This is a genomic window from Snodgrassella alvi, from assembly GCF_040741455.2.
GTDB classification, from domain to species: domain Bacteria; phylum Pseudomonadota; class Gammaproteobacteria; order Burkholderiales; family Neisseriaceae; genus Snodgrassella; species Snodgrassella alvi_E.
Genome location: NZ_CP160328.2, coordinates 193387 through 218412 on the forward strand (window position 1 = coordinate 193387; position 25026 = coordinate 218412).

At 42.9% G+C, this 25026-nt stretch carries 22 protein-coding genes; 10 read left to right on the forward strand and 12 right to left on the reverse strand.

Annotated elements, in window-relative coordinates; translation table 11 throughout:
* Positions 1-61: 61 nt before the first annotated feature.
* The gene (yjgA, locus tag ABU615_RS00890) at positions 62-565 is read right to left on the reverse strand and encodes a ribosome biogenesis factor YjgA (protein ID WP_323811346.1); all 504 of its coding nucleotides are present in this window, start codon (positions 563-565) and stop codon (positions 62-64) included.
* A gap of 163 nt (positions 566-728) precedes the next feature.
* On the opposite strand from yjgA, the gene pmbA reads away from it, so the two are divergent.
* From pmbA to ABU615_RS00905, 3 genes are all read left to right on the forward strand, one after another.
* The gene (pmbA, locus tag ABU615_RS00895; RefSeq protein WP_267390479.1) at positions 729-2060 is read left to right on the forward strand and encodes a metalloprotease PmbA; all 1332 of its coding nucleotides are present in this window, start codon (positions 729-731) and stop codon (positions 2058-2060) included.
* Positions 2061-2122: 62 nt separating this feature from the next.
* Complete coding sequence (locus ABU615_RS00900; protein WP_267390244.1) at positions 2123-2620, forward strand: disulfide bond formation protein B; 498 nt, start codon at positions 2123-2125, stop codon at positions 2618-2620.
* 50 nt (positions 2621-2670) lie between these two features.
* Positions 2671-3912 (forward strand): DUF1615 domain-containing protein, encoded by a 1242-nt coding sequence (locus tag ABU615_RS00905; RefSeq protein ID WP_218966201.1) that lies wholly within the window; start codon positions 2671-2673, stop codon positions 3910-3912.
* A gap of 55 nt (positions 3913-3967) precedes the next feature.
* On the opposite strand, the gene ABU615_RS00910 is transcribed toward ABU615_RS00905, so the two are convergent.
* From ABU615_RS00910 to ABU615_RS00920, 3 genes are all read right to left on the reverse strand, one after another.
* Positions 3968-5875, reverse strand: coding sequence for an ATP-binding cassette domain-containing protein (locus ABU615_RS00910; protein WP_267390245.1), 1908 nt, complete (start codon positions 5873-5875; stop codon positions 3968-3970).
* Positions 5876-5966: 91 nt separating this feature from the next.
* Positions 5967-6401, reverse strand: coding sequence for a type IV pilin protein (locus ABU615_RS00915; RefSeq protein WP_267390247.1), 435 nt, complete (start codon positions 6399-6401; stop codon positions 5967-5969).
* Positions 6402-6796: 395 nt separating this feature from the next.
* Positions 6797-8110, reverse strand: a complete 1314-nt coding sequence (locus ABU615_RS00920; RefSeq protein ID WP_267390248.1) for a homoserine dehydrogenase — start codon at positions 8108-8110, stop codon at positions 6797-6799.
* A 147-nt stretch (positions 8111-8257) separates the two neighbouring features.
* Here ABU615_RS00920 and ABU615_RS00925 point away from each other — a divergent pair, with 147 nt between their 5' ends.
* Positions 8258-8635, forward strand: a complete 378-nt coding sequence (locus tag ABU615_RS00925) for an Mth938-like domain-containing protein (RefSeq protein ID WP_100140130.1) — start codon at positions 8258-8260, stop codon at positions 8633-8635.
* 178 nt (positions 8636-8813) lie between these two features.
* Here the strand turns inward: ABU615_RS00925 and ABU615_RS00930 are convergent, their stop codons facing one another.
* From ABU615_RS00930 to rlmB, 3 genes are read right to left on the reverse strand one after another with little or no spacing between them, the layout of a single operon-like run.
* On the reverse strand, positions 8814-9767 hold the full coding sequence (locus ABU615_RS00930; protein ID WP_100152506.1) for an SPFH domain-containing protein: 954 nt from the start codon (positions 9765-9767) through the stop codon (positions 8814-8816).
* A gap of 2 nt (positions 9768-9769) precedes the next feature.
* Entirely contained in the window at positions 9770-10204 is a 435-nt protein-coding gene (locus tag ABU615_RS00935) for an NfeD family protein (protein WP_370389009.1), read from the reverse strand.
* A gap of 43 nt (positions 10205-10247) precedes the next feature.
* On the reverse strand, positions 10248-10997 hold the full coding sequence (gene rlmB, locus ABU615_RS00940; RefSeq protein WP_370389010.1) for a 23S rRNA (guanosine(2251)-2'-O)-methyltransferase RlmB: 750 nt from the start codon (positions 10995-10997) through the stop codon (positions 10248-10250).
* Between the two features lie 368 nt (positions 10998-11365).
* Here rlmB and ABU615_RS00945 point away from each other — a divergent pair, with 368 nt between their 5' ends.
* The 6 genes from ABU615_RS00945 to ABU615_RS00970 all read left to right on the forward strand — a co-directional run bounded on the left by ABU615_RS00945 (position 11366) and on the right by ABU615_RS00970 (position 16690).
* A complete protein-coding gene (locus ABU615_RS00945) occupies positions 11366-12031 on the forward strand; it encodes a DUF421 domain-containing protein (protein ID WP_267408005.1) in 666 nt (221 codons plus the stop codon).
* Positions 12032-12157: 126 nt separating this feature from the next.
* On the forward strand, positions 12158-12964 hold the full coding sequence (locus ABU615_RS00950) for a squalene/phytoene synthase family protein (RefSeq protein WP_370389011.1): 807 nt from the start codon (positions 12158-12160) through the stop codon (positions 12962-12964).
* A gap of 287 nt (positions 12965-13251) precedes the next feature.
* Positions 13252-14256, forward strand: a complete 1005-nt coding sequence (locus tag ABU615_RS00955) for an ABC transporter substrate-binding protein (RefSeq protein ID WP_370389012.1) — start codon at positions 13252-13254, stop codon at positions 14254-14256.
* Between the two features lie 99 nt (positions 14257-14355).
* Entirely contained in the window at positions 14356-15258 is a 903-nt protein-coding gene (locus tag ABU615_RS00960) for an ABC transporter permease (RefSeq protein WP_100140137.1), read from the forward strand.
* Positions 15255-16049, forward strand: a complete 795-nt coding sequence (locus ABU615_RS00965) for an ABC transporter ATP-binding protein (RefSeq protein WP_100140138.1) — start codon at positions 15255-15257, stop codon at positions 16047-16049. Before ABU615_RS00960 ends, ABU615_RS00965 begins: the two co-directional genes overlap by 4 nt.
* 71 nt (positions 16050-16120) lie before the next feature.
* Positions 16121-16690 (forward strand): pseudouridine synthase, encoded by a 570-nt coding sequence (locus ABU615_RS00970; RefSeq protein WP_370389013.1) that lies wholly within the window; start codon positions 16121-16123, stop codon positions 16688-16690.
* Between the two features lie 80 nt (positions 16691-16770).
* On the opposite strand, the gene ABU615_RS00975 is transcribed toward ABU615_RS00970, so the two are convergent.
* The 5 genes from ABU615_RS00975 to ABU615_RS00995 all read right to left on the reverse strand — a co-directional run bounded on the left by ABU615_RS00975 (position 16771) and on the right by ABU615_RS00995 (position 24902).
* Positions 16771-17613 carry a MetQ/NlpA family ABC transporter substrate-binding protein gene (locus tag ABU615_RS00975; RefSeq protein WP_267390253.1) on the reverse strand — a complete coding sequence of 281 codons (843 nt, stop codon included), beginning with the start codon at positions 17611-17613 and terminating at the stop codon, positions 16771-16773.
* 144 nt (positions 17614-17757) lie between these two features.
* The gene (uvrA, locus tag ABU615_RS00980) at positions 17758-20586 is read right to left on the reverse strand and encodes an excinuclease ABC subunit UvrA (protein WP_370389014.1); all 2829 of its coding nucleotides are present in this window, start codon (positions 20584-20586) and stop codon (positions 17758-17760) included.
* Positions 20587-20704: 118 nt separating this feature from the next.
* Complete coding sequence (locus ABU615_RS00985) at positions 20705-22030, reverse strand: MFS transporter (RefSeq protein ID WP_370389015.1); 1326 nt, start codon at positions 22028-22030, stop codon at positions 20705-20707.
* Positions 22031-22061: 31 nt separating this feature from the next.
* On the reverse strand, positions 22062-22388 hold the full coding sequence (locus ABU615_RS00990) for a hypothetical protein (protein WP_267408000.1): 327 nt from the start codon (positions 22386-22388) through the stop codon (positions 22062-22064).
* A 573-nt stretch (positions 22389-22961) separates the two neighbouring features.
* A complete protein-coding gene (locus ABU615_RS00995; RefSeq protein WP_370389016.1) occupies positions 22962-24902 on the reverse strand; it encodes a LysM peptidoglycan-binding domain-containing protein in 1941 nt (646 codons plus the stop codon).
* Between the last annotated feature and the right edge of the window lie 124 nt (positions 24903-25026).

Consider the following 25026-nt stretch of genomic DNA (forward strand, 5'->3'; position numbering starts at 1 on the left):
GATTGTTCACAAGATATGACCGCTATATTCATAAATCTAATTTAAGTCTGACTTATGAATTTTAGGATTGTGTGTCTTCGGTAATTTCGTTTTTTAATAACTGAAAAATAGATCTGAATGCCTTAGGCGCTTTATCAGCGGCCTGTTCTTTACGCGCATTGCGTATCAGTGTGCGCAGGTTATTGATGTCAATATGTGGGTACTGGCTGATAACTTCTGTGAGACTATTGTCGTCTGCAATCAGACGCTCTCGCAGGTATTCGAGTCTCTGTAAATAGGCATTATGCGCACTGTTTTCGCCTTTGAGGCGTGATAGAAAATCGCTGATCGGTGCGGTATCAATTTCCCGCATCAGGCGGCCAATATATTGTGCCTGACGTTTGAGGGCGCTGTTAGAGCTGATTTTTTGATAGCTTAATACAGCCTGTAATAAGTCTTCGGGCAGATTGATTTTTTTAAGAGTATCTGCGGATAGTTTGGTTAGTTGCATACCCAGTTGCTGCAAATCATTCATTTGCTTTTTCATACGGGTTTTGCTGACCCATTCTTCTTCTGTCTGAAGTATGTTTTCAGTATGGCTGTTCATATGTTACGTATCACTAGTGTATCTGAATTTTATTTGTGTATTTTAGCAAAAAATCCGTATTATTTCAGTTGGCATGGCTGTTTTGCGGCTGCCAGTGCTGAATTCAGCATGCTAGAATGCATGCTTCTTGGCAAGAAGGTAAATTATGTTTCATCACGGTGCTGAACAGTTACAAGAGTTGTGCCGGCAGGCATTGTATAAAGCTAGGGTGCAAGGTGCGAGCGCGGCTGAAATTGATATCAGTGAATCAGTTGGACAGAATGTGCAAGTACGCCAGCAGGATGTTGAACATATTGAATATCAACAGGATAAATCTTTAGATGTGACGGTTTATTTGGGTCATGCCAAAGGCCGGGCTAGTAGTGCTGATTTTAATAATAGCGCCATTGATGAGGTGGTTACAGCAGCATTGAATATAGCTCGCTATACGGCACAGGACGAATGTGCAGGACTGGCTGATGCTGACTTATTGGCTACTGATGTGGGTGATACGGATAGTTATTTCCCCTGGCCGTTGTCTGCTGATGAAGCTATCGCTATTGGTAAACGAACAGAACGGGCTGCACTGGATACAGATGCACGCATCAGCAATTCTGAGGGTGCTGAGGTTCAAACAGACCATTATCAGTATGTCTATGCCAATAGTAATGATTTCTGTGCTTATCAGCGTGGCAGCCGGCATAGCATATCCTGCAGTGTAGTGGCCTCTGATGCGTCTGGTATGCAGCGTGACTACTGGTATGATTTGGCGCGTGACCCTAAGGATTTAGATACAGCAGAGAATATCGGTAAGACTGCTGCTTCTCGTACTGTGCGTCGGTTGGATGGTCGCTCTGTAGCGACGGGCAAATATCCTGTAGTATTTGATACGACGGTGGCAGGAAGTCTGATTGGACATCTAGTGGGAGCGCTTAGTGGTGGCGCTTTATATCGAGAGACTAGTTTTCTGGTTGATTCTCTGGGTAAACAGATTTTGGCACCATGGGTGTGTCTACATGAAAGACCGCATGTAAAAAAAGCTCTAGCCAGTACTTATTTCGATGCCGAAGGTGTGGCTACGCATGATCGCACTATTATTGCAGATGGATATGTGTCGGGCTATTTTCTGAGTAGTTACAGTGCGCGTAAGCTAGGCATGACTACGACGGGTAATGCCGGTGGTGTACATAACTTATATTTAAATCATACGCATAAGTCTCAGGCAGAGCTGTTGAAGACTATGGGTACGGGTTTGCTGGTTACTGAGTTGATGGGTCAGGGTGTAAATGGTATTACGGGTGATTATTCTCGTGGCGCGGCTGGTTTCTGGGTAGAAAATGGAGTCATAACATATCCCGTAGAAGGTATTACGATTGCGTCACGTTTACAGGATATGTTTATGGCGATGATAGGTGCCGCTGACGATGCATTGAAACGCAGTACGCACAAGGTGGGTTCTATTCTCATTGGGGATATGACTGTTGCTGGTTCATAAGTGTCTATTTATGTATCAGATGATGGAAATGATGTATTTGGGTCAGTTTGAAAGGACTTAAGATGAGCTTCCGTAAAGCATTATGGTGTGTGTTTTTTCTGGCTGTACTGTGTGCTGCTGCTTCGTTTGTCGGCCAATATGTTTTGGGTATGAATCCTTGTGTATTGTGTATTGTGCAACGAGTGGCGGTGATCCTTACTGCATTGCTGGCTCTGTTATGTGCTTGTTGCCCTAATCTCAACTGTATTGAAAAAGTGATTAATGCAATTGTGGTTAGTCTGGCTCCGATTGGCGGTCTCTGTGTGGCGATTTACCAGATTTATATTCAGCACTTACCTTTAATTGACCAGCCGTCTTGCGGAGCTCCATGGACATTTCGGTTGCGTGATGCGCCGCTATTTCACTGGTATGAACCGATTATCCGTGGTACCGGTAATTGTGGTGAGGTGCAGCATATATTGTGGATACCGTTACCAGTATGGAGTGTTTTATTTTTTGTTGCAGTATTGCTGTGGGTATGGGGATGGTTATGGCAGTGTCGTACTCGCTCCAGAAAATGATAATGCTCTGTGTATTCTGTAATTGATTTGCCTGAATGAATGTATATGGTATGAAAGCTAGATTTTTACTAAAAACGGCAGCTAGGTTGACACTGACTGGATTATTGTTGTGTGGTTTATCTGCGTGTAAGGAGCATGGTAGCTGGAGTGGAGCGGATGATGATTCTCCGGATGATAACGGTAGAATATTGACTCAGCCTGCGCAAATAAGTCGGCTGATACCTGCACGTGTTGCTGAGCGGGATGCATGGGCAGCTGATATCAGCCAGATTATGGATGAGCTGAAAATCAGTAAAACCAAGGAAAATGTATGTAGTGTGGTAGCGGTAGTAGACCAAGAGTCGAATTTTGTTGCTAATCCTACTGTACCTGACTTAGGAAATAAGGCGATTAAAGCTTTTCAGACTGAAGTACCGCAGAAATTTGTGAAACAGTTTGGTCCGGCTCTTGGCCCGGCTGTTTCGCGCTACTTTACATATGTATTGATTAATGAACCCAGTAAAGACAACAGTTTTCTAATACAAATGCGTTCGGTAAAAACCGAGCAGCAGCTAGACTGGATATACCGGCAGATTTTTGCTTATGTTTCCAAACAATTTTATGCTGATTCGATAGCTAATGCAGCAGCTAAATTCATGGGCAAGGATTTGGGGGAGGAAAATAATCCCATTACGACCATTGGCTCAATGCAGGTATCTGTAAAATATGCGCGTGATCATCAGCGTGACCACGCTTCTGTTAATGAGTTGAGGGATTATATGTATACCCGAGAGGGCGGCTTGTATTATGGTATTCATCGACTGATGAAATATCCTGCTGCCTATGATAATGCACAGTATCGGTTTGCTGATTATAATTCCGGTATGTATTCGAGCCGTAACGCTGCTTTTCAACAGGATATTAATAAATTATTGAATCTTGATATGGCTTTGGATGGGGATTTATTGGTTTATGATAAGGATGATAACCCTCAATCTATGCCAAGTCAGACTGAAACTGCTTTGAATCAGTTATTTGCTGACCATGGTATTTCAATGAAACCGGAAGATATTCGTTCGGATTTGTTGCATGAAAAACAGGCAGAGTTTGAAAATACGTCCACGTATCAGAATGTGATAGCAATCTATAAACGTCAGTTTAATAAAAATCCTCCGTATGCAATTATGCCGCAAGTTGTGATTAGCGGGCCTAAATTAAGCAAGGATTACAATACTAACTGGTATGCGAATAATGTTAACCGACGCTATGAGGCATGTATGCGACGCGGTGGCGGACGTCATCCAAAGAAATGAATCAGGCTTAAATTGATGGCTAGTGTGTTTATGCACTAGCCATTTTTTATATAGTTTAATTTTGGGGTTTCTGTTTTGCTTCCAGTGTTTCCCAACGTTCAAGGTTTTCTAGCAATAATTCTTCAATTTCTGCAACACGTGCCTGCCATTGTGCAGCCTGTTTGTAATCGATTTTGAAGATTTCAGGATCAGAAAGTTTTTTATTTAATTCTGTTTGTTCTTCTTCCAGAGCAGCTATTGTATCGGGTAAGCTGTCCAGTTCACGTTGTTCATTGAAAGAAAGTTTTTCACTACGCCGGTTTTTAGGGCGTGTTTTATCAGCGGTGTTGTTATTGGCCTTGTTTGTAATATTTAAAGGTGCTTGCAGGCTCTGCTCACGTTTTTGGGCATTAATATAATCCTGATAGCCGCCAATATACTCTTTTAGCTGGCCGTTTCCGCTAAATACAATGGACTGAGTGACAACATTATCCAGAAAAGTACGGTCGTGACTGACCAAAAACACCGTACCTGTATAATCACGTAATAATTCTTCCAGCAATTCCTGTGTATCGATATCCAAATCGTTAGTAGGTTCATCAAGTACCAGTATGTTGGCAGCGCGGGTAAACAGCTTAGCCAGTAGCAAGCGGTTCCGTTCTCCGCCAGACAATGATTTTACCTCGCTACGCACTCGCGCAGGTGAGAACAGAAATTCTTCCAGATAGCCGATAACATGTTTGCGCTGACCACCAATTTCTACGTAATCGTTACCTTGGCCGATGGTGTCGAAAACGGTATCGTTTTCATTCAATGCACTGCGGAATTGGTCAAAGTAGGCTACTTCCTGACGTGAACCCAAACGGATTTTACCGGATGTGGGTTGTAGCTCTCCTAAAATCAGCTTCAGAAATGTGGTTTTACCCACCCCATTTGGCCCGATCAGGCCGATTTTATCGCCACGCTGAATAACAGCGGAGAAGTCGCGCATGATGATGTGATTACCATAGGAAAATCCTGCATGCTCAAGTTCGGCGATGATTTTGCCGCTGGCTTCGCCTCGGTTAAGGTTGAAACTGACTTGACCCTGAACTTCTCGCCGTGCGGCACGTTCTCGCCGTAGTTGTTCCAGTCGCTTTACCCGCCCTTGATTGCGGGTGCGACGAGCTTCTATCCCTTTTCGTATCCACGCTTCTTCCTGTGCATGGAATTTATCGAATAGGCGATTGTGTTCGACCTCAACAGCCAGCTCTTGTGCTTTTTTTTCACTGTAAGCACTGAAGCTGCCCGGATAGCTGCGCAGATGTCCACGGTCAAGCTCTACGATACGAGTAGCCACTTTATCTAGAAACCGTCTGTCGTGAGTGACGACAATCAGACTGCCGGCAAAATTACTCAGCAGATTTTCCATCCATTCAATTGCTTCGATGTCCAGATGGTTGGTGGGTTCATCTAGTAAGAGAATATCCGGTTTTTGCACCCATGCTTGTGCGAGTGCAACTCTTTTTTTCTGACCGCCACTGAGATTAGCGATAATTTCATTTTCAGGTAGGTTAAGTTCGCTCAAAGTTTGGGCAATCAATGCATCAAATTGCCAGCCATTACGGTTTTCCAGTTCGTTTTGTAATTCCGTTAAACGATTTAAGCTTTTTTCATCGCTAATATTCTGGCTAAGTTCGTGATATTCATGCAGTAGGTTTTGTAATTCGCCTAATCCTTGAGCAATGGTATCGAAAATAGTCGCCTGTGGATCGAAAAACGATTCCTGCGGTACATAAACGATTTTCTGGTCGTTTTGAATGGTGAGTATTCCATCATCCAGTTTTTGTACGCCGGCGAGAATTTTTAATAATGTTGATTTACCGGCACCATTGCGGCCGATGAAACCGATTTTTTCTCCCGCATCCATTTGCAGAGAAGCATGATCTAATAATGGGTGATGGCCAACTGCAAAGCAGGCATTATCCAGAGACAAAATACTCATATTTCAACCAGACTACGTTAGGATATTTGTGATAGAAAGACTGGGTATTGTAACAGTTTCATCATTGAATTGTTGCTGTTGTCCTGTATGGCTACTGGTTAAAAATCTGGCAACTTTGGTCGGGCTGGCGGCTAGCGTGAAAAAAGTCCTCTTCTTCATCGCAACGGCTGCTGCTGGTTTGACACATAATAATTCGGCCATCCTGATTAAGTTTAAGTATACGTGGTTCTTCATTAGTATCCAGAGCAACGGCTTTAAGGGTGAAGTGCTCTTCTCGGGTAAAGCGAGGATTGCCTTGAAAGCGGAAGCAAAAATATTGATTTTGTGTAATAGGTAGGGTTGGCCAGCTGTTTCCATTTTTTCGGTAGCTGATATGATGCAGATAGTGTTTGGCTAGATACTGTCCGTTGATAAGTAAATCTGCCTGAGCCTGATGAAGTCGGGCTTGTAGAATGTGTTTACGGTAGGAAGGATAGGCTATGGCGGCTAATATTATAATAATGGAAAGCGTGATTAATAAATTCAATAAACTAAATCCCGATGAGTATCGTGTGGCTGAATATAGTTGATGTCTGAATGGGAATCGGCGAGGTACCATGATTTAATAAATAATTATATACTATCGGCATTATATTATAACAACATATATATACGGAATATATTTTATTCGAATAAATCATTCTGCTTTGGGATTGAATGTGGTTAATAAAATAATAATCAAAATATAAACAAAAAGTTATTTTTATTTTATTTGTTTGAATTTTTGTTTAATATTTGGCTGATTTCACAGAAATGAATCTACTTACTTAAATAGTGGATTAATAGAATTGAATATTTTTAGTTGCTTTTTTGTTTTGTACTAAAAAAATGAAACGGGCTATATTGCCCGTTTTGTAATATGTTAAATACTTTTTCGTGTTATCAGCGAGGATGTAAACTTTCCATGCGAATCATCGTTACAGGCGACAATACGCGTGGTAAAGCTTGAATCTGTGACATCGCTTGTTTGATAAAGCGTTCTTTAGTTGAATGGGTCAGGATCACAATTTCCGCAGTCTCTTTATTGATAATGCCTTTTTGAATGAGTGCTTCGATAGATATATTTTCTGCTGCCAGAATATTGGCTATTTCACCCAGAACACCTGGTTCATCGCAGGCAGATACGCGTAAATAATAACTACTTGTGATTTCATCCATGGGCAGAATGGAAATATTTTGTAGTGAACTAGACTGAAATGCCAGATAAGGTACGCGATAGCTGGCTTCAGCATTCTGTAATCGGGTGACATCCATGATATCTGCCATGACGGCGCTAGCTGTAGGACCGGCACCGGCACCGGCACCATAATACAATGTCTGCCCGATCATATCAGCCTGAACTGATACGGCATTCATTACGCCTTCCACTTTTGCTAGTAGGCGGCTTTCAGGTATCAAAGTAGGGTGTACCCTAAGCTCAATACCTTCTGGAGTTTTGCGTGTAATACCAAGGAGTTTTATGCGATAGCCTAGTTCTTCAGCATAGCAAATATCCAGACTTTGCAGCTGGCTGATGCCCTCCAGATAACACTGACTGAAATTAATTGGGGTACCAAAGGCCAATGCTGAGATGATGCTAAGTTTATGGCCTGCATCATGTCCTTCAATATCGAAAGTCGGGTCTGCCTCGGCATAGCCTAAAGCTTGAGCCTGTGTCAGTGCTTCAGGGAAGGTGCTTCCGTTAGCACGCATTTCGCTGAGAATAAAATTGCTGGTGCCATTGATGATGCCGGCAATAGATTCGATATGGTTGGCTGCTAGCCCTTCACGCAATGCTTTGATAATCGGGATACCACCAGCCACTGCTGCTTCATACATCACCATTACGTTGTGCTCAGAGGCCAACCGGAAAATTTCGTTGCCGTATTCAGCCAGAAGCTTTTTATTTGCTGTAACGATATGTTTGCCATTTTTGATCGCCTGAATCACTGCATCTTTGGCAATGGTTGAACCTCCAATCAGCTCTACTACCACATCTACATCAGGAGCTGTAACTACATCAAATACATTGTCTGTAATGTTGGTATCGGGGCCGCATATTGTTCGCGTTCGCTCAAGATTTCGGCTGGCTGCATGTGTAATAATCAGCTCCCGCCCCAGTCTGCGGGTGATTTCATGTGCATTATTCTGTAATAGTTTGACGGTACCACCACCAACTGTACCTACGCCCAGCAAACCAATGCGAAGTGGCTGCATTTTTACTCCTTAAATTAGACGAATATGATTGTATGATTGACTGATGCTTGCAATTTTACGTAAATAATCTACTATGCTAGCGGAAAACCGCTTTTTTGACTACTACTGCACTATCTGAAGATGTGTCTTAGGCGTAAGGAATATTTAATGCAGATTGATGAAATCCGTGACAAACAGGGTTTGTGGATTGAAGAAATTGATACGGGACTAATTACTATTAATGGAAAGCAATATTCAGAGCCTGTTTGTATTACAGATATTGAAGTATTGCCATTAGCTAAAAATAATGCGGCAGAATTAAGTATTGAAGATTTTGCTCTTGCCTTGCAGAAATATCCAGAAGTTATTCTGATTGGTACGGGTAGTCAGCATGTATTTATTCATCCGCGGCTGACCGCTCAGCTGGCAGCCAAAGGAATTGGTGTAGAAAGCATGACTACTGCGGCTGCCTGTCGTACATATATGGTATTGCGTAGTGAAGGCCGTAGTGTTTGGGCTTGGTTGTGGCCGTTAATGGAAAATTAGAGTTTTTTTGGGAATCAGAGTTCTGTATGGATGGATTAGTCGCCAAGTGTGTAGATACGTTTATTATATTGGCTAGATAGTGTTTGTTTAATTAAATGCTTGGCATTATCTTTTGAGTATAAAAATCAGGCTGCCAGCAAAAATGAATGGCAGCCTGTATCTTATTTATATCAGCTATTTATTTTACGATTGTTGTATTCTGGCCTTTGATTATGCTCATACCGGCACTAACGAGGCTGCCAATATCGGCTACATTGGCCGGCATAATCAGTGTATTGTTGGTTTTCGCCAGTTTGGCAAAGGCATCTACATATTGTTCCGCAACTTTAAGATTGACAGCTTCGGTACCGCCAGGTTCTTTTACTGCGGCAGCAACCTGACGAATGGCCTCAGCAGTAGCCTGAGCCACCAAACGCAGGGCTTCAGCTTCACCTTCTGCACGATTAATTTGAGCGACTTTGGCGCCCTGAGACTCATTGATTGAAGCTTGTGCTTCACCTTGAGATTTCTGAATTTCGGCTTCACGCTGACCAGCTGCCAGATTAATCTGCTCTTGCTTGATACCTTCAGATTGGGCAATACGGGCACGCTTTTCTCGTTCAGCGGTAATTTGTGCCTGCATTGAACGTAAAATTTCCTGTGGTGGTACTAAATCTTTGATTTCATAACGTAATACTTTTACACCCCATGATACGGCAGCTTCATCCAGAGAGGCTACCACTGTACGATTGATGTCGTCACGTTCTTCAAATGTTTTGTCCAGCTCCATACGGCCGATAACTGAGCGCAATGTGGTTTGTGCCAGCTGGGTAATGGCTACGACAAAGTTGCTGGAACCATAGGAGGCAAGTTTAGGGTCTGTTACCTGAAAATAGATGATGCCGTCTACTGTAAGCTGGGTATTATCCCGAGTGATGCATACTTGGCTGGGTACGTCCAGTGGAATTTCTTTCAGTGTATGTTTATAAGCTACTCGGTCAATTATCGGAATAATAAAATTGAGACCTGCTTCAAGCGTGGCATGATAGCGTCCCAGACGTTCGACAATGTAAACCTCTTGTTGTGGCACAACTTTAAATGCCATGCAAATAAAAACGACTATGGCAGCAAGAAAGATAAAGGTCAGAATCATGATTATTCCTGATGGTTGGTAGATGCAGATAGAGTGAGATTTAAAATATTTCCGTTATGACTGATGATATGAGCAGTGTCACCGGCTTTGGCATGGGTAGGCTGAGTAAAACGTGCCTGCCAAATGGTGCCGCGGTATTGTACTTGCCACAAGTCACCGGTAAGTGGTTTGGACAGGATAACAATCTGACCATAGTCAGGACTGTCACTTGCTTTAGCTTTGTTTTCACGCGGATGCTTCTTTTGCCATACACGTACAATAATGATACCGATAAGTGAAAAAAACGTGGCTAAAATTGCGTTGGTATTGTTACTGGTGTGTAGCAGCCATTCAGCTAAACCAGCGCTTAAGAATGAAGCACTGATGACAAGTAAATAAAATGTGCCACTAAACATTTCAAGTACAAAGAGTACTAGGGCAAGAATGCACCATATCATTAAAATCTCCTTTTTTTGTATTGGTTTTTTAGGGAATTGTTAATTATTCATGAGCTGCATATACCCGTTGCCGGCGCGTTTCACTTAAAACGATTCCGGTACTGACAGAGACATTGAGGCTTTCAACCGTACCAAACATGGGGATAGAGACGAGTGTATCACACAGGTCACGCGTTAAGCGGCGCATGCCACTGCCTTCTGCGCCCATCACCCAGGCTACTGCTTGTGGTGCATTAAAATGATATAAATCATCACTGCCATCCATGGCTGTTCCAACGATCCAGATGCCACGCTGTTTTAATTCACGGATGGTACGCGCTAAGTTGGTTACGGTAATGTAAGGTACAGTTTCTGCTCCTCCGCAAGCTACTTTGCTAACGGTGGCATTGAGGCCGGCACTTTTGTCTTTGGGAGCGATGACAGCGTGCACGCCCATTACATCGGCTACGCGCAAGCAGGCACCTAGATTATGCGGATCGGTAATGCCATCCAGAATCAGCAATAAAGGTGGTTCATTCAGATTATCTAGTACGTCTTCTATGTCTATATGTTGTTTGGAGGCATCGATAAAGCCAACTACACCTTGATGGCGCGCGTGTTTGCTTAAGGTATCAAGGCGAGCCTGATCAACGCTGATAATGCGTACATTTTCTGCTTCAGCTTTATTTATGACGTCACGCATACGGGCATCATGTTTTCCTTCGAGTACATAAAGTTCGATAATGCTACTAGGGTTCTGCCATAGACGTGCATTAACTGCGTGAAACCCGATGATGAGACGCTGATTAGACATAGATATTACTTCAATATGTAAAGTGGACAATTATAGCGGAAAACGTAGTATCAATCTGATTGTACCTGATAAATATAATATTTAATATGTTAATGTAATTCGATTTTATCTGGCTATGTTTGGTTTGCTTTGATAAAAGTGTGCTAGTTTTGGTATGTATAAAAGATGCAATAAATTATATGATTTTGTAAAAATTGTAATTACAAATTATTATTGTGATTCAATGGGTTGTAATGGCGTTAAAGTGTGTCGTTCTGTTTGCAATAATGAAGCATTAAACTGTCTGTTGTGGCATCTAGATAATCAAAACTAAATGGCATAGCCAATTTTTGTTTGATGAATAACCTTAATCACCGTAAGGAGTATCTATGGAATACTATTTGTGGGTGTTGGCAAAGTTTGTTTCTGGCTTTCTGATTGTTATTCTTCATCTGAATTTTACTGGTAAAACTCAATTAAATCAGATGACTCCGGTGGATTTTATTGGGAACTTCGTCCTCGGCGGTATTATCGGCGGGGTAATTTATAATCAGGATATTCCATTTTATCAATATATTATTGTGTTGTTGATGGGTGTGGTGCTGATTTCAATTTTAAATTGGTCGTGTAAGCATATTTCATTTTTAAGAATGTTTGCTATTGGTGAGCCGATTCCGATTATGAAAGATGGACGCTTTCTGATGGATAATATTTTAGATAAAAGAAATAAAGTTGATATTCTGAATATTGCTTCTATATTGCATGCACAGGGTGTGACTTCTTTTCAGGAAGTGAATTATGCCCAGATTGAACCTAGAGGTGATCTGACTGTTTTGACCGATAAAGGAAAATACCCTTCATTGATTTTATTTAAGGACGGAGAGTTTCGCAAATCCGAACTAAAGAGAATTCATGAGGAAGAGGAATGGCTGAAACAAAAAATTCAGCAGGAGCATCTGGCAGAAGACGATATCTTTATGGTTGAGTTTTGGAATGGACAGTTGAATTATATTTTAAAGACTGGTGAAGTGAAAAAGGAAAAACAGGAGAGATAGTTGAATTACATGGTAATGCTGGAGAAATGCACAGAAGAGGTTACAATAGGATTTTGATTAAAGTTTTTTATTGCTGTGCAGCCATTAGAATATTGTTATCAGAAGATAAGCCATGGCAGAAATGTCATGGCTTTTCGTTTTCCTTTTCTTTCTCGTAGCCAGCGTCAGGCACTGATTGTACTTTATGCTTTGCAGCAGGAATTGCAGGATGTGGTACAGGATTGTTCGCAAGCTGATCTGGCTCTGACTACACTCAGCTGGTGGGAGAATCAGATAAGCGGTTTGTTTGCAGCAACAGATAAACCCGAACATCCACTGATGCAGGCACTGCTACCTCTGGTTGGATTATATTGTCTGCCACAGTCGGAATTACAGGCACTGATAGATGCCTATCGTACTGAGTTAACTCAGGCGAGATTCCATGATATGGCTCAGTTGCGCAGATATGCAGCGGCAGCTGGGATGGTACAAGGGCGTTTAAGTAGCAGGGTATTAGGATTTTCTGTTCCCCAAACATTGGATTTTGCCGGCAAGGTAGGTGAAACAGTTATATTAGTGAGGTTATTTTCCAGAATTGGAGCGGATGCACGACAAGGAAAATTATATATTCCGGTAGAAACATTACAGGCTTTTAATGTTCCGGCTCATCTGGTGATAAACAGACAAGGTGGGGAAGAATTCAAAACTTTACTGAATATGTCGATGGCTGAGCTGCAACAGCAGATAAAATCGGTTGTAGCCATGCTGCCATCGGCAGATCGGCGCCGTCAGCGCGCCAGTCTGGCTGTTCTAGCAACGACAGCAGCTTTGCTGGAAGAGATTAGGCTGGATGGAGTGGAAAATATAATGAATTATCAATTAATTGTTCCACGAGCACGTCAGCAGCGGCTGGCATGGAAAACATGGTTGTTTGGCTTCAATCCTGTAGGCTAAGTTGCTTGAATAGTTATTATGGCTGCAGGATTAGAAAAGTGAGAAATGGCACAAATTGCTATCTTTAAGCATATTTTATTTTATTTAATCTAATTGTTGATATTTTATTGCTTAAATAAATTAAATTATGAATTTTTATTTCAGTATAAAATAGTTTGCTTTGGTAATTTCGATACGCAATCAGACTGGATTTTTGTATAATTTATGCCATCATCTGCTTCATTAAGTGGGTGATGGTAATTTTATTGCGGAAAGTTTTTGAATAACCCTGTGCTGAGGAAATTACTATGCTCAGAGCAAAACAAACCTTAATGATTCTGGGCTTAACTGCTGCCTGTCTGCTTACAGCCTGTTCGCCTTCTGGTCAGAGTGAAAAAGCCGGTACTGATAATCATGGTATGAAAAAGGTAGCCATTACGGCAATTGTTGAACATCCGGCGCTGGATGCGGTGCGTCAGGGGGTGATAGATGAATTGCGTGCTGAAGGTTATGAACAGGGTAAGAATTTAAAGCTTGATTTTCAAAGTGCGCAGGGTAATACAGCTACTGCAGGCCAGATTGCGAAAAAATTTGCTGGCAGCAATCCTGATGCGATAGTGGCGATCGGAACTCCTAGTGCGCAGTCCATGGTGGCCGCAACACGTAATATACCGGTGGTATTTGCTGCCGTGACCGACCCTGTGGCTGCTAAGCTGGTACCTAGCTGGGAGCCAAGCAAGACCAATGTTACCGGTGTATCTGATGAGCTGCCTTTGCAGCCGCAGATTGCTTTAATGAAGCAGGTTGTGCCAAATCTGAAAACGGTAGGATATGTATACAGTCCGGGAGAGGTGAATTCCACTGTGGTACTGGGCCAGCTGCAATCTTTATTGGCTAAAGATGGTATTAATGTAGCTGCTGCACCAGCACAGCGCACCACTGATGTACCTATGGCGACTAAAAGCCTGCAAGGCAAGGCCAATCTGATTTACACTTCGCTGGACAATAATGTGGTTTCAGCTTATGAATCCATGTATAAAGTTGCAAAAGATATGAAAATGCCGCTGGTGGCTTCGGATACTGGTTCGGTTAAACGAGGTGCAGCAGTAGCATTAGGCGTGAATTACCATGAGCTGGGTATGGCTACAGGCAAAATTGTCGGTCGAATTCTGAAAGGCGAAAAAGCGGGCAATATTGCTCCACAGCGTATGTCGGCGGAACAGCTGGATTTGATGGTAAGTAAATCCCATGCTGTTGAACAGGGAATTACTTTACCGCCGCAGTTGCTTAAAGATGCTAAAATAATTGATTAGAATTACCAGTCTGAGGGCTGAAAACCGTGACATCGGCAGGCTGCCATAAGCTTTGCCGATGTTGTTTTTATTTCCAACTATAATGAAACATTTGTTTATATGTCTTCTATAGCTTTATTTGGTGCTTTAGAAAGTGGGCTGATCTATGCCCTTGTTGCTTTGGGTGTACTGATATCATTTCGTATTCTGGATTTTCCGGATTTGACAGCAGATGGCAGCTTTCCGCTTGGTGGTGCTGTGTTTGCTGTATGCGTCACTCATGGAATGAATCCTTGGCTGGCTACCGCGCTTGCTGGGGCAGCTGGTGCCTGTGCAGGCCTGATAACAGCATGGCTGCATGTATCACTAAAAATCATGCAGCTTTTGGCCAGTATTCTGGTGATGGTAGCCTTATATTCCGTGAATCTGCGTATTATGGGTGCACCGAATTTGCCATTGCTCGATCAGCCTAGCGTGTTTACACCGTTTTTTAATGCTGACGACAGTAATCAGTACTGGGTGCAGCCGCTGGTTATTTTTGGCTTTGTATTGGTTGCTAAGTTTTTTCTGGACTGGTTTTTTGCCACCGAAATCGGTTTGTCCATGCGTGCGACCGGTGTGAATGCACGTATGGCTCGTGCGCAGGGTGTCAATACTTCGCGTATTTTATTGCTTGGCATGGCACTTTCTAATGCTTTTATTGCTTTGGGTGGCGCGCTGTTTGTGCAGACACAGGGCGGAGCTGATATTTCAATTGGTATCGGTACCATTGTGGTTGGTTTGGCTGCGGTGATTATTGGTGAAACGTTGATTCCCGCCAAACGTTTTATTGTGATTACGCTGGCGGTGATTGTGGGGGCTGTGCTTTATCGAGCCTTTATTGCATTAGCATTGGGTAGTGATACACTGCAACACATTGGCTTCGGTCCGCAGGATTTGAATCTGATAACGGCTATTCTGGTGGTTTTGGCACTGCGCCTACCGGTGATTAAACGTTATTTTAAAAGGAAACTAAAATCATGATGCGCGCAGATGATTTACGCCTGACATTCAATGCGGGGACTCCGATAGAAAATCCTGCCTTGCGTGGCATGAGCCTGAATATTGCTGAAGGTGAGTTTGTCACTGTAATCGGCAGTAACGGTGCTGGTAAATCTACTTTTCTTAATGCTATCAGTGGCGATATTCAGGTAGATTCCGGCACAATCACTATTAATAATAAAAATGTTACCAATGAGCCTGCCTATAAACGTGCACCGCTGGTGGCACGGGTGTTTCAAGACCCGTTGGCTGGTACCTGTGAGGCGCTGACGATAGAAGAAAATATGGCTCTGGCACTGAAACGGGGAAGCTGCCGTGGTTTGCGCTCAGCAATTAAGGGGCAATATCGCGAATTATTTCGCGAAAAATTGGCTATGCTTAATTTAGGGTTGGAAAATCGGCTCAGTGATCGCATCGGTTTGCTTTCCGGCGGACAGCGTCAGGCAGTCAGTCTGCTGATGGCTTCTTTACAGAGCTCAAAAATTTTGTTGCTGGATGAGCATACTGCTGCACTAGACCCAAAAACTGCAGCCTTTGTACTTGAGCTGACAGATCGTATCGTGCGTGAAAACAAATTAACGGCAATGATGGTAACTCATTCTATGCAGCAGGCTTTGGATCATGGTACCCGTACTGTTATGCTACATCAGGGGCGGGTAGTGCTGGATGTGGACGGCGAAAAGCGCGCTGGCATGGGTGTGACTGATTTATTACAAATGTTCGAGCATACACAAGGTGAGAAAGTCACCGATGATGCGTTATTGCTGAGTTGAATTTTGTGCTGAGAATTCAGGCTGCTAAGATGGGTTTTGGCAGCCTTTTTTGTTTGATTGGATAAAATATTATGTCGGTACCGGATTTGATTGTGCTGAATAAGCCCTACGGAGTGATTTGCCAATTCAGTGCTCATGAAAAATATCCTACTCTAAAGCAATATGTGCCAGTACCGGATGTTTATCCTGCCGGCAGGCTGGACACGGATAGTGAAGGGTTACTTTTGCTCACTGCAAACGGGCGCTTGCAGGCCAAAATTGCACAACCGAAGTACAAGCTGATAAAAACGTATTGGGCACAAGTTGAAGGTAAACCAGATAAGCAGGCTTTGCAGCACTTATCACGTGGAGTAAATCTTGGTGATTTTGTGACTGCTCCGGCTCAAGTGCGTGTACTAGATGCAGCAGAAATCAAACATCTGTGGCCACGAGTACCACCAATTCGTGAGCGCAAAACAGTAACTGACTTTTGGTTGCAGATTAGCATCAGCGAAGGCAAAAACCGTCAGGTACGTCGCATGTGTGCCAAAGTGGGCTGGCCTTGTTTGCGTTTGGTGCGGGTTGGTATCGGCCGTCTGAATGTTTTTTCACTTGATTTGCCTTTAGGACAATGGCAAGCGGTAAGGCCTGAAGATTTATAAGATTTTATGTATTACTGACATAATAAACCCTCAGAACAAATATCTGAGGGTTTGTTTTATTGATATGCAAATTTTAAAGTTTAGAATGCAGGGATGATGGCGCCCTGATATTTTTCTTCAATAAATTTTTTCACTTCAGGGGAAGTCATGGCCTGTTTTAGCTTCTGAATTTCTTCGCGATTTTCATCACCTGTGCGTACAACCAGAATGTTTGCATAGGGAGAATCTTTTTCTTCGATAAACAGCGCATCCTTAGTGGGTACTAGTTTGGCTTCCATGGCAAAATTCGTATTAATCACAGACAGGGTGGCGTCATTCAGAGTACGGGGCAATTGTGGCGCATCCATGGGGGTGATTTTCAGATGTTTCGGATTGTCGACAATATCACGTACGGTGGCGCTGATACCTGCATCAGCTTTCAGTTTGATTAAACCTGCTTTCTGAAGCAATAGTAAGGCGCGGCCGCCATTGGTGGCATCATTGGGAATGGTTACTAAACCGCCATCCGGAACTTCATTCAAAGATTTTACTTTTTTCGAGTAAATCCCCATGGGTTCTACATGAATATTGGCAATAGCGGTTAACTGCATTTTGTGTTTTTCAACAAAATCATCCAAATAGGGTTTGTGCTGGGTAAAGTTGGCATCTACATCTTTTTCTGCCAGAGCAATATTGGGGCGGACGTAATCCGTCATTTGCACTATCTGTAAATCAATACCTTCTTTTTGCAGTAGCGGTTTGGCCACTTGTAGAATTTCTGCATGAGGTACGGGTGATGCGGCTACTTTCAAAACTTTTTCTTTAGCAGGAGCCGGAGCGCTACTGGTGCTGGCGGCTGGTTCAGCTTCGTTTTTCTGGCCGCATGCAGTCAAAACTGTACTGATAGCGGCTACAGATAATAATGCAAATAACAATTTTTTCATATTCAACCTTAATGAAGATACACAATAAAATGCAGAGCTTTACCTTAACATAAAATGCTTATATCTGGTGGTTTTTACACATAGTAAAGCCATAAGCAGTTATTATGGTTGTTCCAGAATGTATTGGTCTGATAATTTGGGTATTTATTTATTTTTCAGCATGGGTTTAAGATATTTGCCGGTATAGCTTTTGCTATTGGCCGCTACTTCTTCTGGTGTGCCTTCTGCAATTATTGTACCGCCGCCATCACCACCCTCAGGGCCAAGATCAACAATATAGTCGGCAGTTTTAATCACATCTAGATTATGCTCAATAATTACTATGCTATTGCCTTTGCCTTTTAAGCGCTGGATTACATCCAGCAGCAAGGCAATATCGGCAAAGTGCAAACCGGTGGTTGGTTCATCTAGAATATACAGTGTTCGGCCGGTATCGCGTTTAGACAGCTCCAGTGCCAGTTTAACGCGTTGTGCTTCGCCACCGGAAAGCGTGGTAGCAGATTGCCCTAGGCGTACATAGCCTAACCCCACATCCAATAACGTTTGTAATTTACGTTTGACCGTTGGTACAGCATCAAAAAAAGTACATGCTTCTTCTACCGTCATTTCTAAAATTTCACTGATATTTTTGCCTTTATACTGTATTTCAAGTGTTTCACGGTTGTACCGTTTGCCATGGCAGACTTCACATGGCACATAGATATCGGGCAGAAAATGCATTTCTACCTTGATGACGCCATCACCCTGACAAGCTTCGCAGCGTCCACCTTTTACATTAAAGGAAAAACGGCCGACGTTATAACCGCGCTCACGAGAGAGGGGTACACCGGCAAACAGCTCACGGATGGGGGTAAAAAGGCCGGTATAGGTAGCGGGATTCGAACGCGGTGTGCGGCCAATAGGGGATTGATCAACGTTGATTACTTTATCTAGATGTTCCAGTCCTTTGATATCATCATAGGGTGCCGGTTCTTCTCTAGCCCGATTTAGTTCCCGAGCGGTGATTTTGGCCAAGGTATCGTTGATCAGAGTGGATTTACCACTGCCAGATACACCGGTGATGCAGGTAATCAAGCCCAGTGGCAAGGTTAGATTCACATTTTTCAAATTGTTACCGCTAGCACCGCTTAATACCAGCAAACGTTTTTTGTCTATGGGAGTACGCTGCTTAGGTATACTGATAGCTTTTTTACCGCTTAAATACTGGCCTGTTACCGATTCCTTGCAGGCGGCAACTTGTGCGGGTGGCGCAGCAATAATCACATTACCCCCGTGTTCACCGGCACCCGGCCCCATATCAACAACAAAATCAGCTGCACGAATCGCATCTTCGTCATGCTCAACCACGATAACGCTGTTGCCTAAATCACGCAGGTGCTTAAGAGTATCCAGTAAGCGGTCGTTGTCGCGCTGATGTAGACCAATAGAGGGTTCATCTAGCACATACATTACACCTGTGAGGCCGGAACCAATCTGGCTGGCCAAACGAATACGTTGTGCTTCGCCTCCAGACAGTGTTTCGGCACTACGGGCGAGATTGAGGTAATTCAGACCAACATTAATCAAGAACCCAAGGCGTTCATTAATTTCTTTAAGAATTTTTTCGGCAATTTGTTTTTTATTGCCTTCTAAGTTCAAGTTTTGGAAAAAATCAAGTGTAGTAGTCAGTGGCCAGGAATTAATTACCTGCAATGGTTTACCACCTACATATACGTAGCGTGCCTCAGTACGCAGACGTGCACCACCGCAAGCAGGACAGGCACGATGGCTTTGATACTGGGTTAATTCTTCGCGTACAGTAGTGGAGTCAGTTTCACGGTAGCGTCGTTCCAGATTAGGTATAATCCCTTCAAATGAATGGTTGCGAATGTGGGTGCCACGTTCAGATAGATAAGTAAATTCAATCTGTTCTTTACCCGAACCATACAGAATAATATTCTGAATTTTTTCAGTGAGCTGGCTAAATGGTTTATCAATGTCAAAATCATAGTGATGAGCCAGAGACTGAATCATCTGAAAATAGAAAGTATTGCGTTTGTCCCAGCCTTTAATGGCGCCTGCAGCCAGTGATAAATCTGGATGCATTACTACACGCTCAGGGTCGAAATAATCCATACTTCCCAGACCGTCACAGCTCGGGCAGGCGCCTACTGGATTATTGAAACTAAACAGACGTGGCTCAAGTTCCTGTAAGCTGTAGGAACATACAGGACAGGCAAAACGGGCAGAAAACCAATGTTCTTGACCGGAGTCCATTTCAATAGCAAGTGCACGTTCATTACCCAGTCTCAATGCGGTTTCAAAACTTTCAGCCAGCCGCTGTTTGATATCTGAACGTACTTTTACACGGTCGACAACCACATCTATATCATGCTTGATGTTTTTTTGTAGACTGGGTACTTCTTCTATGGCGTAGACTTCGCCATCTACCCGAACTCGTGCGAAGCCCTGAACTTGTAAGTCAGCAAAATAATCGACAAATTCACCTTTGCGTCCGCGCACGGCAGGTGCCAGAATCATTACTCGACTCTCTTCTGGAAGTGCCAGAATATGGTCGACCATCTGCGAAACTGTCTGACTTGAAAGCGGAAGGTTATGTTCTGGACAATATGGTGTGCCGATGCGAGCGTACAGTAAACGCAGATAATCATGAATTTCGGTGACCGTACCCACTGTAGAGCGGGGATTGTGGCTGGTGGCTTTTTGCTCAATAGAAATGGCTGGAGAAAGACCTTCTATCAAATCGACATCTGGTTTTTCCATCATTTGCAGAAACTGGCGTGCATAAGCCGACAGACTCTCTACATAGCGGCGTTGACCTTCTGCATATAATGTATCAAATGCCAGTGAAGATTTGCCGCTACCAGAAAGGCCGGTAATCACGACCAACTGATGGCGAGGTATATCCAGGTCAATATTTTTTAGATTGTGTGTGCGTGCGCCGCGAATATGAATGGTATCGTTATCTGACATAATGCCTTTCCCGAGCAAAAGGAATGGGATGCTGGCTTTAATCAATTTGCTGTTTATTAAAACCATCCGGTATTATACCCATTTCAAAACTTGAATTTAACGCTATCCGGTAAACGTTTTAATGTTTGCGTAAAATAAATCTCTTAAAATCAAGGTGTAATTCTTCGCAGCGCCATAAGTAGAATAGTACCGGTATATTGCCGAGTGCCACTAGCAGATATAGTATTTTGATACTGTCAGAAAGCCAGATAAGTACAGCACTCAACAGGGCAGCGCAGACCATAAACAAACCATTGATAATGTTATTGGCTGCTATAGCATGAGCACGGAATGCATCAGTACTGGCCGTTTGCAGCCACGTATACAAAGGCAGTGAAAAGAAACCACCAAAAAATCCAATGCCAATAATGCACAACATGATAGAAAAGCTGTGAGAGCGGCTCAAAAATTCATTAATACCGCCTATTGACTGGTGAGGTGTTTGTGTAAACCACACCAGCAGCAGACCAAATATAGTCATTCCCAGTGTGCCGAGCACGACCAGACCAAGGTGCAGTTGATGATGGCTCAGACGAGCGCAGGCAATAGAACCAGATCCTATGCCTAGTGAAAATAGCGTAAGCATTAGATTGAACACAGCCTCATTACCGCCTAGATTCAGACGGGTAAACGTGGGAAGCTGGGTAATATACACTGAGCCAAGCAGCCAAAACCAAGAAATACCGATAATGGCAACCCAAACATTTTTCTGCCGATAAGTCTGTTGGAGAAGCTGTGTGGTGCTGTGCCAGATATTTACATTGATATATTGCTGTGGAATCTGAGCCGGTACGCGTGGCATGAACATGCTTGAAAGTTGTCCAAGTATGGCAACCAACAATAGAATACCAAACAGCCATGCGGTATTGGTGCCGGCCAGAATGGTGCCGAATATTTGTCCGAACAATATGGAAAGAAATGTACCACTTTCAATCAGGCTGTTGCCATTAAGTAATTCATAACGTGGTAAATATTCCGGCAAGATGGCATATTTCAACGGACCAAACAAGGTAGAATGGGTACCCATTAGAAACAGACATAGCATTAATAGAGATACCGACTCTAACCAGAAGCCAATTCCAGCTACCAGCATAATGCCAATTTCAGCTGCTTTAATCCAGCGAGCCAATATTGCTTTATCCAGCTTATTACAAAATTCACCCGATAAGGCTGAGAACAGAAAATAGGGCAGGATATACAATAATGCTCCGGCATTGAGCATTTGACTGGCTGGCAGCCAAGAATGAGTTCCCAGCCCATAAAAGCTTATTAATACAAACAATGCTGTTTTAAACAGATTATCGTTAAAAGCGCCGAAAAACTGGGTACCAAAAAGTGGCAGAAACCTGCGGGTGCGGGCAAAAGCAAACTGACTGCAAGAAGGCAACATATCAGGGGTAGACATAAATAACCTTGTAAAAGGGTGGTCTGAATAATTACAGAGTGCCAGTTAGATCGTTTAGCAAAAATTGCTGGCCACAGAGATTCAGATATTGTTGCTTTAAACGTCCAATAATGTGGTCTTGTGCATCACACAATTGAACGTAATCCGACTGCCGGTACCATTTCAGGCTTTCTTGCTCTGATAATTGCTCCAGCAGCTGCCATTGAGCCGCACAGGCTTGACGGTCTGCTGTATCTGCCTGAGCTTTGACAGCATAATAACCAGTTGCACCATCGGTGTAAGCAGAATCGTCTTCATCAGTCAGCACCAGAAACCCGAGATGATGATTGTCGTTACTGTTAATACTGAAGTAGAGCATAATAAAAAATTTTCTTTGAGCTTTGAAAAGGACTTATTCTGTTTTTTTCATGATTCTGGCAGAATTCTAGCAGCTTATAAAAAATTTTGTATGCTAATCTGCATACTTTTTGAAAACAAAATATGTATTTATATTATTAAAATATCATAAAGCTTTCAGGGTTGATTTTTTGCTGTATATATCTGTACCTATAAATTTTTTAGTCTGTCGTGCAGGTAAACTAATCTGATTGTTTAAGTAATTTAAGTCCTGTAGTTTCCAGCGCTGAGAGAAAGTTGCGATTATTGGAGTGATTGTTAGATGTAGTCTGAAAGTAGATTGGAACGGAAATAAAGTATTGAAATGTGTTTGTGGTAATGTTAAAAGCATAAATAATGAAATCGATAATCTGCTCAATAGAGGAGGAGATACTGATGAAGGAATTAGTACTCAGCGTTCATAAGCGAGTATAGTTTTTGCATACACAGTGCTACTATCAATACATTATTCCTATATCTAATCAAGCTGATAAAAGATAAAAAAGGATTTATGCAAGTAAGCACAAACCCTTTTTTAGATGATAATTAATAAAGATTACAGATTGGTCAGTTTAATTTTCTGGCCCGGACGCAATACCTGCTTGCCATGTACTTTTTGTAGTTTGCTCACTGGAATATTCAGCCGTTGAGCAATACTACTGAGTGTATCGCCTTTTTTAACAGTATAGGACACCGGAACAATACTACCTTTTGTTTCTTTGCCTTTACCTACAGCTGCAAGCATACGTTTGTTATCGATATTAGGACTAATTTTCAGTACTTGTCCTATCTGAAGATTGTGTCCGCGCAAATTGTTAGCGGTGACTAAATCGGCTACATTAATATTATAGCGTTGAGCTATGGAAAATAAAGTATCACCTTTGTTCACTTTGTGAGCAATACTGCTGCGGCTATCGGCCACATTAATGGTATTGCGTGTAGCGCGTTCTGCACGAATTTCTGCAGACCGTGCTGCCTGAGCTTCTTCACGTTCCGCCTGTGCCAGTGTTTTCTGTACTGAAGCGGCTGCTGCTACCTGTAATTCAGCGTTCTGGGCAATTTGCATTAATGCATCATTGTTTTCTGCTACAACTGGCGCTACTGAATTGGCGGCAGGCTGAGAAGTGGCAACAGCTACTGTTTGAACTGTCGTATTGTCTGGCAAAGGTTGTGCAGTATTAATTGCCGTAGTGGTAACAGTAATTGTGCGGGTTAATACTGGTGCCTGCTGATTGTCTGTATTCGCCACCTCGCTAGTCTGAGAAACAGATACCACTGGATGTGTTACAAAGGTGCCGGGGGGCAAAACAGGCTGTGCCATTGCAATATTAAGCAACGGGTCTGTATCTGTATTGCTGAAAGAATCCAGGTTCTGATTGCTGAAACTGTTTTTACTGATTAGCAGGCTGCGCCCAGCAGGCACAGTATTGCCGCTCAGATTATTCAAACGTTTGATTTCGGCGCTGCTCATTCCGGTCTGTGCCGCTAAATCAGCTACGCTGGTGGGGGCAAATGCTTTATAAATATTCCAAGACAGCAAGCTGCTTTTATCTGCTTTGCGATAATTACGCTCGAAAGTATTTACTGCGGTAATCGGCAGCAGCATTTTGCGGTTTTCTTTTGGAATAAATACTGGGCTTTTGAAGCTGGGATTAAGTGTTAAAAACTCAGATGTAGAAATATTGGCCAATCGCGCAGCAGCATCTATATCAATTGGCTGATCAATGCTGATGGCTTCGAAATAGGGGCGGTTAGGCACGGAAACCAAATTGATGCCGAAAGCCTGCGGGTTTTCAATAATATTACGCACAGCCAGTAGCTTGGGTACGTAATTACGGGTTTCATTGGGCATGCGCAGGTTTTCATATGTTGGGTCTATCCCTGCTAGCTGGGCGCGTTTGATGGCCTTGCCCACATTGCCTTCACCCCAGTTATAGGCAGCCAGAGCCAGTGACCAGTCACCAAATAGGCTGTAAAGATATTGCAGATAGTTTAATGCGGCATCGGTAGCAGCATAGACATCATGTCGACCATCGTAAAGATTAGTTTGTTCCAGACCGTACTGTCGTCCACTATTTGGCATAAATTGCCACAAACCTGATGCGCCTACACGAGACTGTGCCTTACTTACAAAAGCACTTTCTATAAATGGCAGCAATGCTACTTCTGCTGGCATCTGACGTTTTTCGGCTTCATTCACAATGTGATATAAATAGGGCTGACTCCGCAGAATAGTACGGTTGAAATAGTCGCCATGGCTTGAATAATATTGTTCCTGCCGGCGAATAATTTCAGGATTGACTTCAGTCATCCTAAAATCCTGACGCATGCGTCCCCAGATATCACGTGTTGAATACGCTTTCCCTTTTAGGGTGGCTGCATTCAGGTTCATGATTGATAGTCCGATGCCATTACTGGTATAAGATTGGGCAAATGAGATAGTAGGGGCGAGTACTAAGCTAGTGAGTGCTAGTACCATATGCTTCAATTGAGCCATTCGGATAACCGTAAAATTTATGCAAAATCCTATTAATATTAAATAGGAAGTCCTTAACGGTCAAGGATAAATCCCTATTTTTACAGTAATCATGAAGATGTGCTAGATGTTTTTAAATGGCTAT

What these genes read in the sequence shown, in the direction of transcription:
- uvrA (WP_370389014.1), bottom strand. Translation starts at nt 20,586, where the DNA reads ATGTCAGATAACGATACCATTCATATTCGCGGCGCACGCACACACAAT.
- ABU615_RS00930 (WP_100152506.1), bottom strand. Translation starts at nt 9,767, where the DNA reads ATGATTCTGACCTTTATCTTTCTTGCTGCCATAGTCGTTTTTATTTGC.
- ABU615_RS00965 (WP_100140138.1), top strand. Translation starts at nt 15,255, where the DNA reads ATGATGCGCGCAGATGATTTACGCCTGACATTCAATGCGGGGACTCCG.
- ABU615_RS00935 (WP_370389009.1), bottom strand. Translation starts at nt 10,204, where the DNA reads ATGATATGGTGCATTCTTGCCCTAGTACTCTTTGTACTTGAAATGTTT.
- ABU615_RS00960 (WP_100140137.1), top strand. Translation starts at nt 14,356, where the DNA reads ATGTCTTCTATAGCTTTATTTGGTGCTTTAGAAAGTGGGCTGATCTAT.
- ABU615_RS00950 (WP_370389011.1), top strand. Translation starts at nt 12,158, where the DNA reads ATGGCTTTTCGTTTTCCTTTTCTTTCTCGTAGCCAGCGTCAGGCACTG.
- ABU615_RS00995 (WP_370389016.1), bottom strand. Translation starts at nt 24,902, where the DNA reads ATGGCTCAATTGAAGCATATGGTACTAGCACTCACTAGCTTAGTACTC.
- ABU615_RS00900 (WP_267390244.1), top strand. Translation starts at nt 2,123, where the DNA reads ATGAGCTTCCGTAAAGCATTATGGTGTGTGTTTTTTCTGGCTGTACTG.
- ABU615_RS00985 (WP_370389015.1), bottom strand. Translation starts at nt 22,030, where the DNA reads ATGTCTACCCCTGATATGTTGCCTTCTTGCAGTCAGTTTGCTTTTGCC.
- ABU615_RS00955 (WP_370389012.1), top strand. Translation starts at nt 13,252, where the DNA reads ATGCTCAGAGCAAAACAAACCTTAATGATTCTGGGCTTAACTGCTGCC.
- ABU615_RS00970 (WP_370389013.1), top strand. Translation starts at nt 16,121, where the DNA reads ATGTCGGTACCGGATTTGATTGTGCTGAATAAGCCCTACGGAGTGATT.
- ABU615_RS00975 (WP_267390253.1), bottom strand. Translation starts at nt 17,613, where the DNA reads ATGAAAAAATTGTTATTTGCATTATTATCTGTAGCCGCTATCAGTACA.
- ABU615_RS00905 (WP_218966201.1), top strand. Translation starts at nt 2,671, where the DNA reads ATGAAAGCTAGATTTTTACTAAAAACGGCAGCTAGGTTGACACTGACT.
- rlmB (WP_370389010.1), bottom strand. Translation starts at nt 10,997, where the DNA reads ATGTCTAATCAGCGTCTCATCATCGGGTTTCACGCAGTTAATGCACGT.
- ABU615_RS00945 (WP_267408005.1), top strand. Translation starts at nt 11,366, where the DNA reads ATGGAATACTATTTGTGGGTGTTGGCAAAGTTTGTTTCTGGCTTTCTG.
- ABU615_RS00925 (WP_100140130.1), top strand. Translation starts at nt 8,258, where the DNA reads ATGCAGATTGATGAAATCCGTGACAAACAGGGTTTGTGGATTGAAGAA.
- ABU615_RS00910 (WP_267390245.1), bottom strand. Translation starts at nt 5,875, where the DNA reads ATGAGTATTTTGTCTCTGGATAATGCCTGCTTTGCAGTTGGCCATCAC.
- ABU615_RS00920 (WP_267390248.1), bottom strand. Translation starts at nt 8,110, where the DNA reads ATGCAGCCACTTCGCATTGGTTTGCTGGGCGTAGGTACAGTTGGTGGT.
- ABU615_RS00990 (WP_267408000.1), bottom strand. Translation starts at nt 22,388, where the DNA reads ATGCTCTACTTCAGTATTAACAGTAACGACAATCATCATCTCGGGTTT.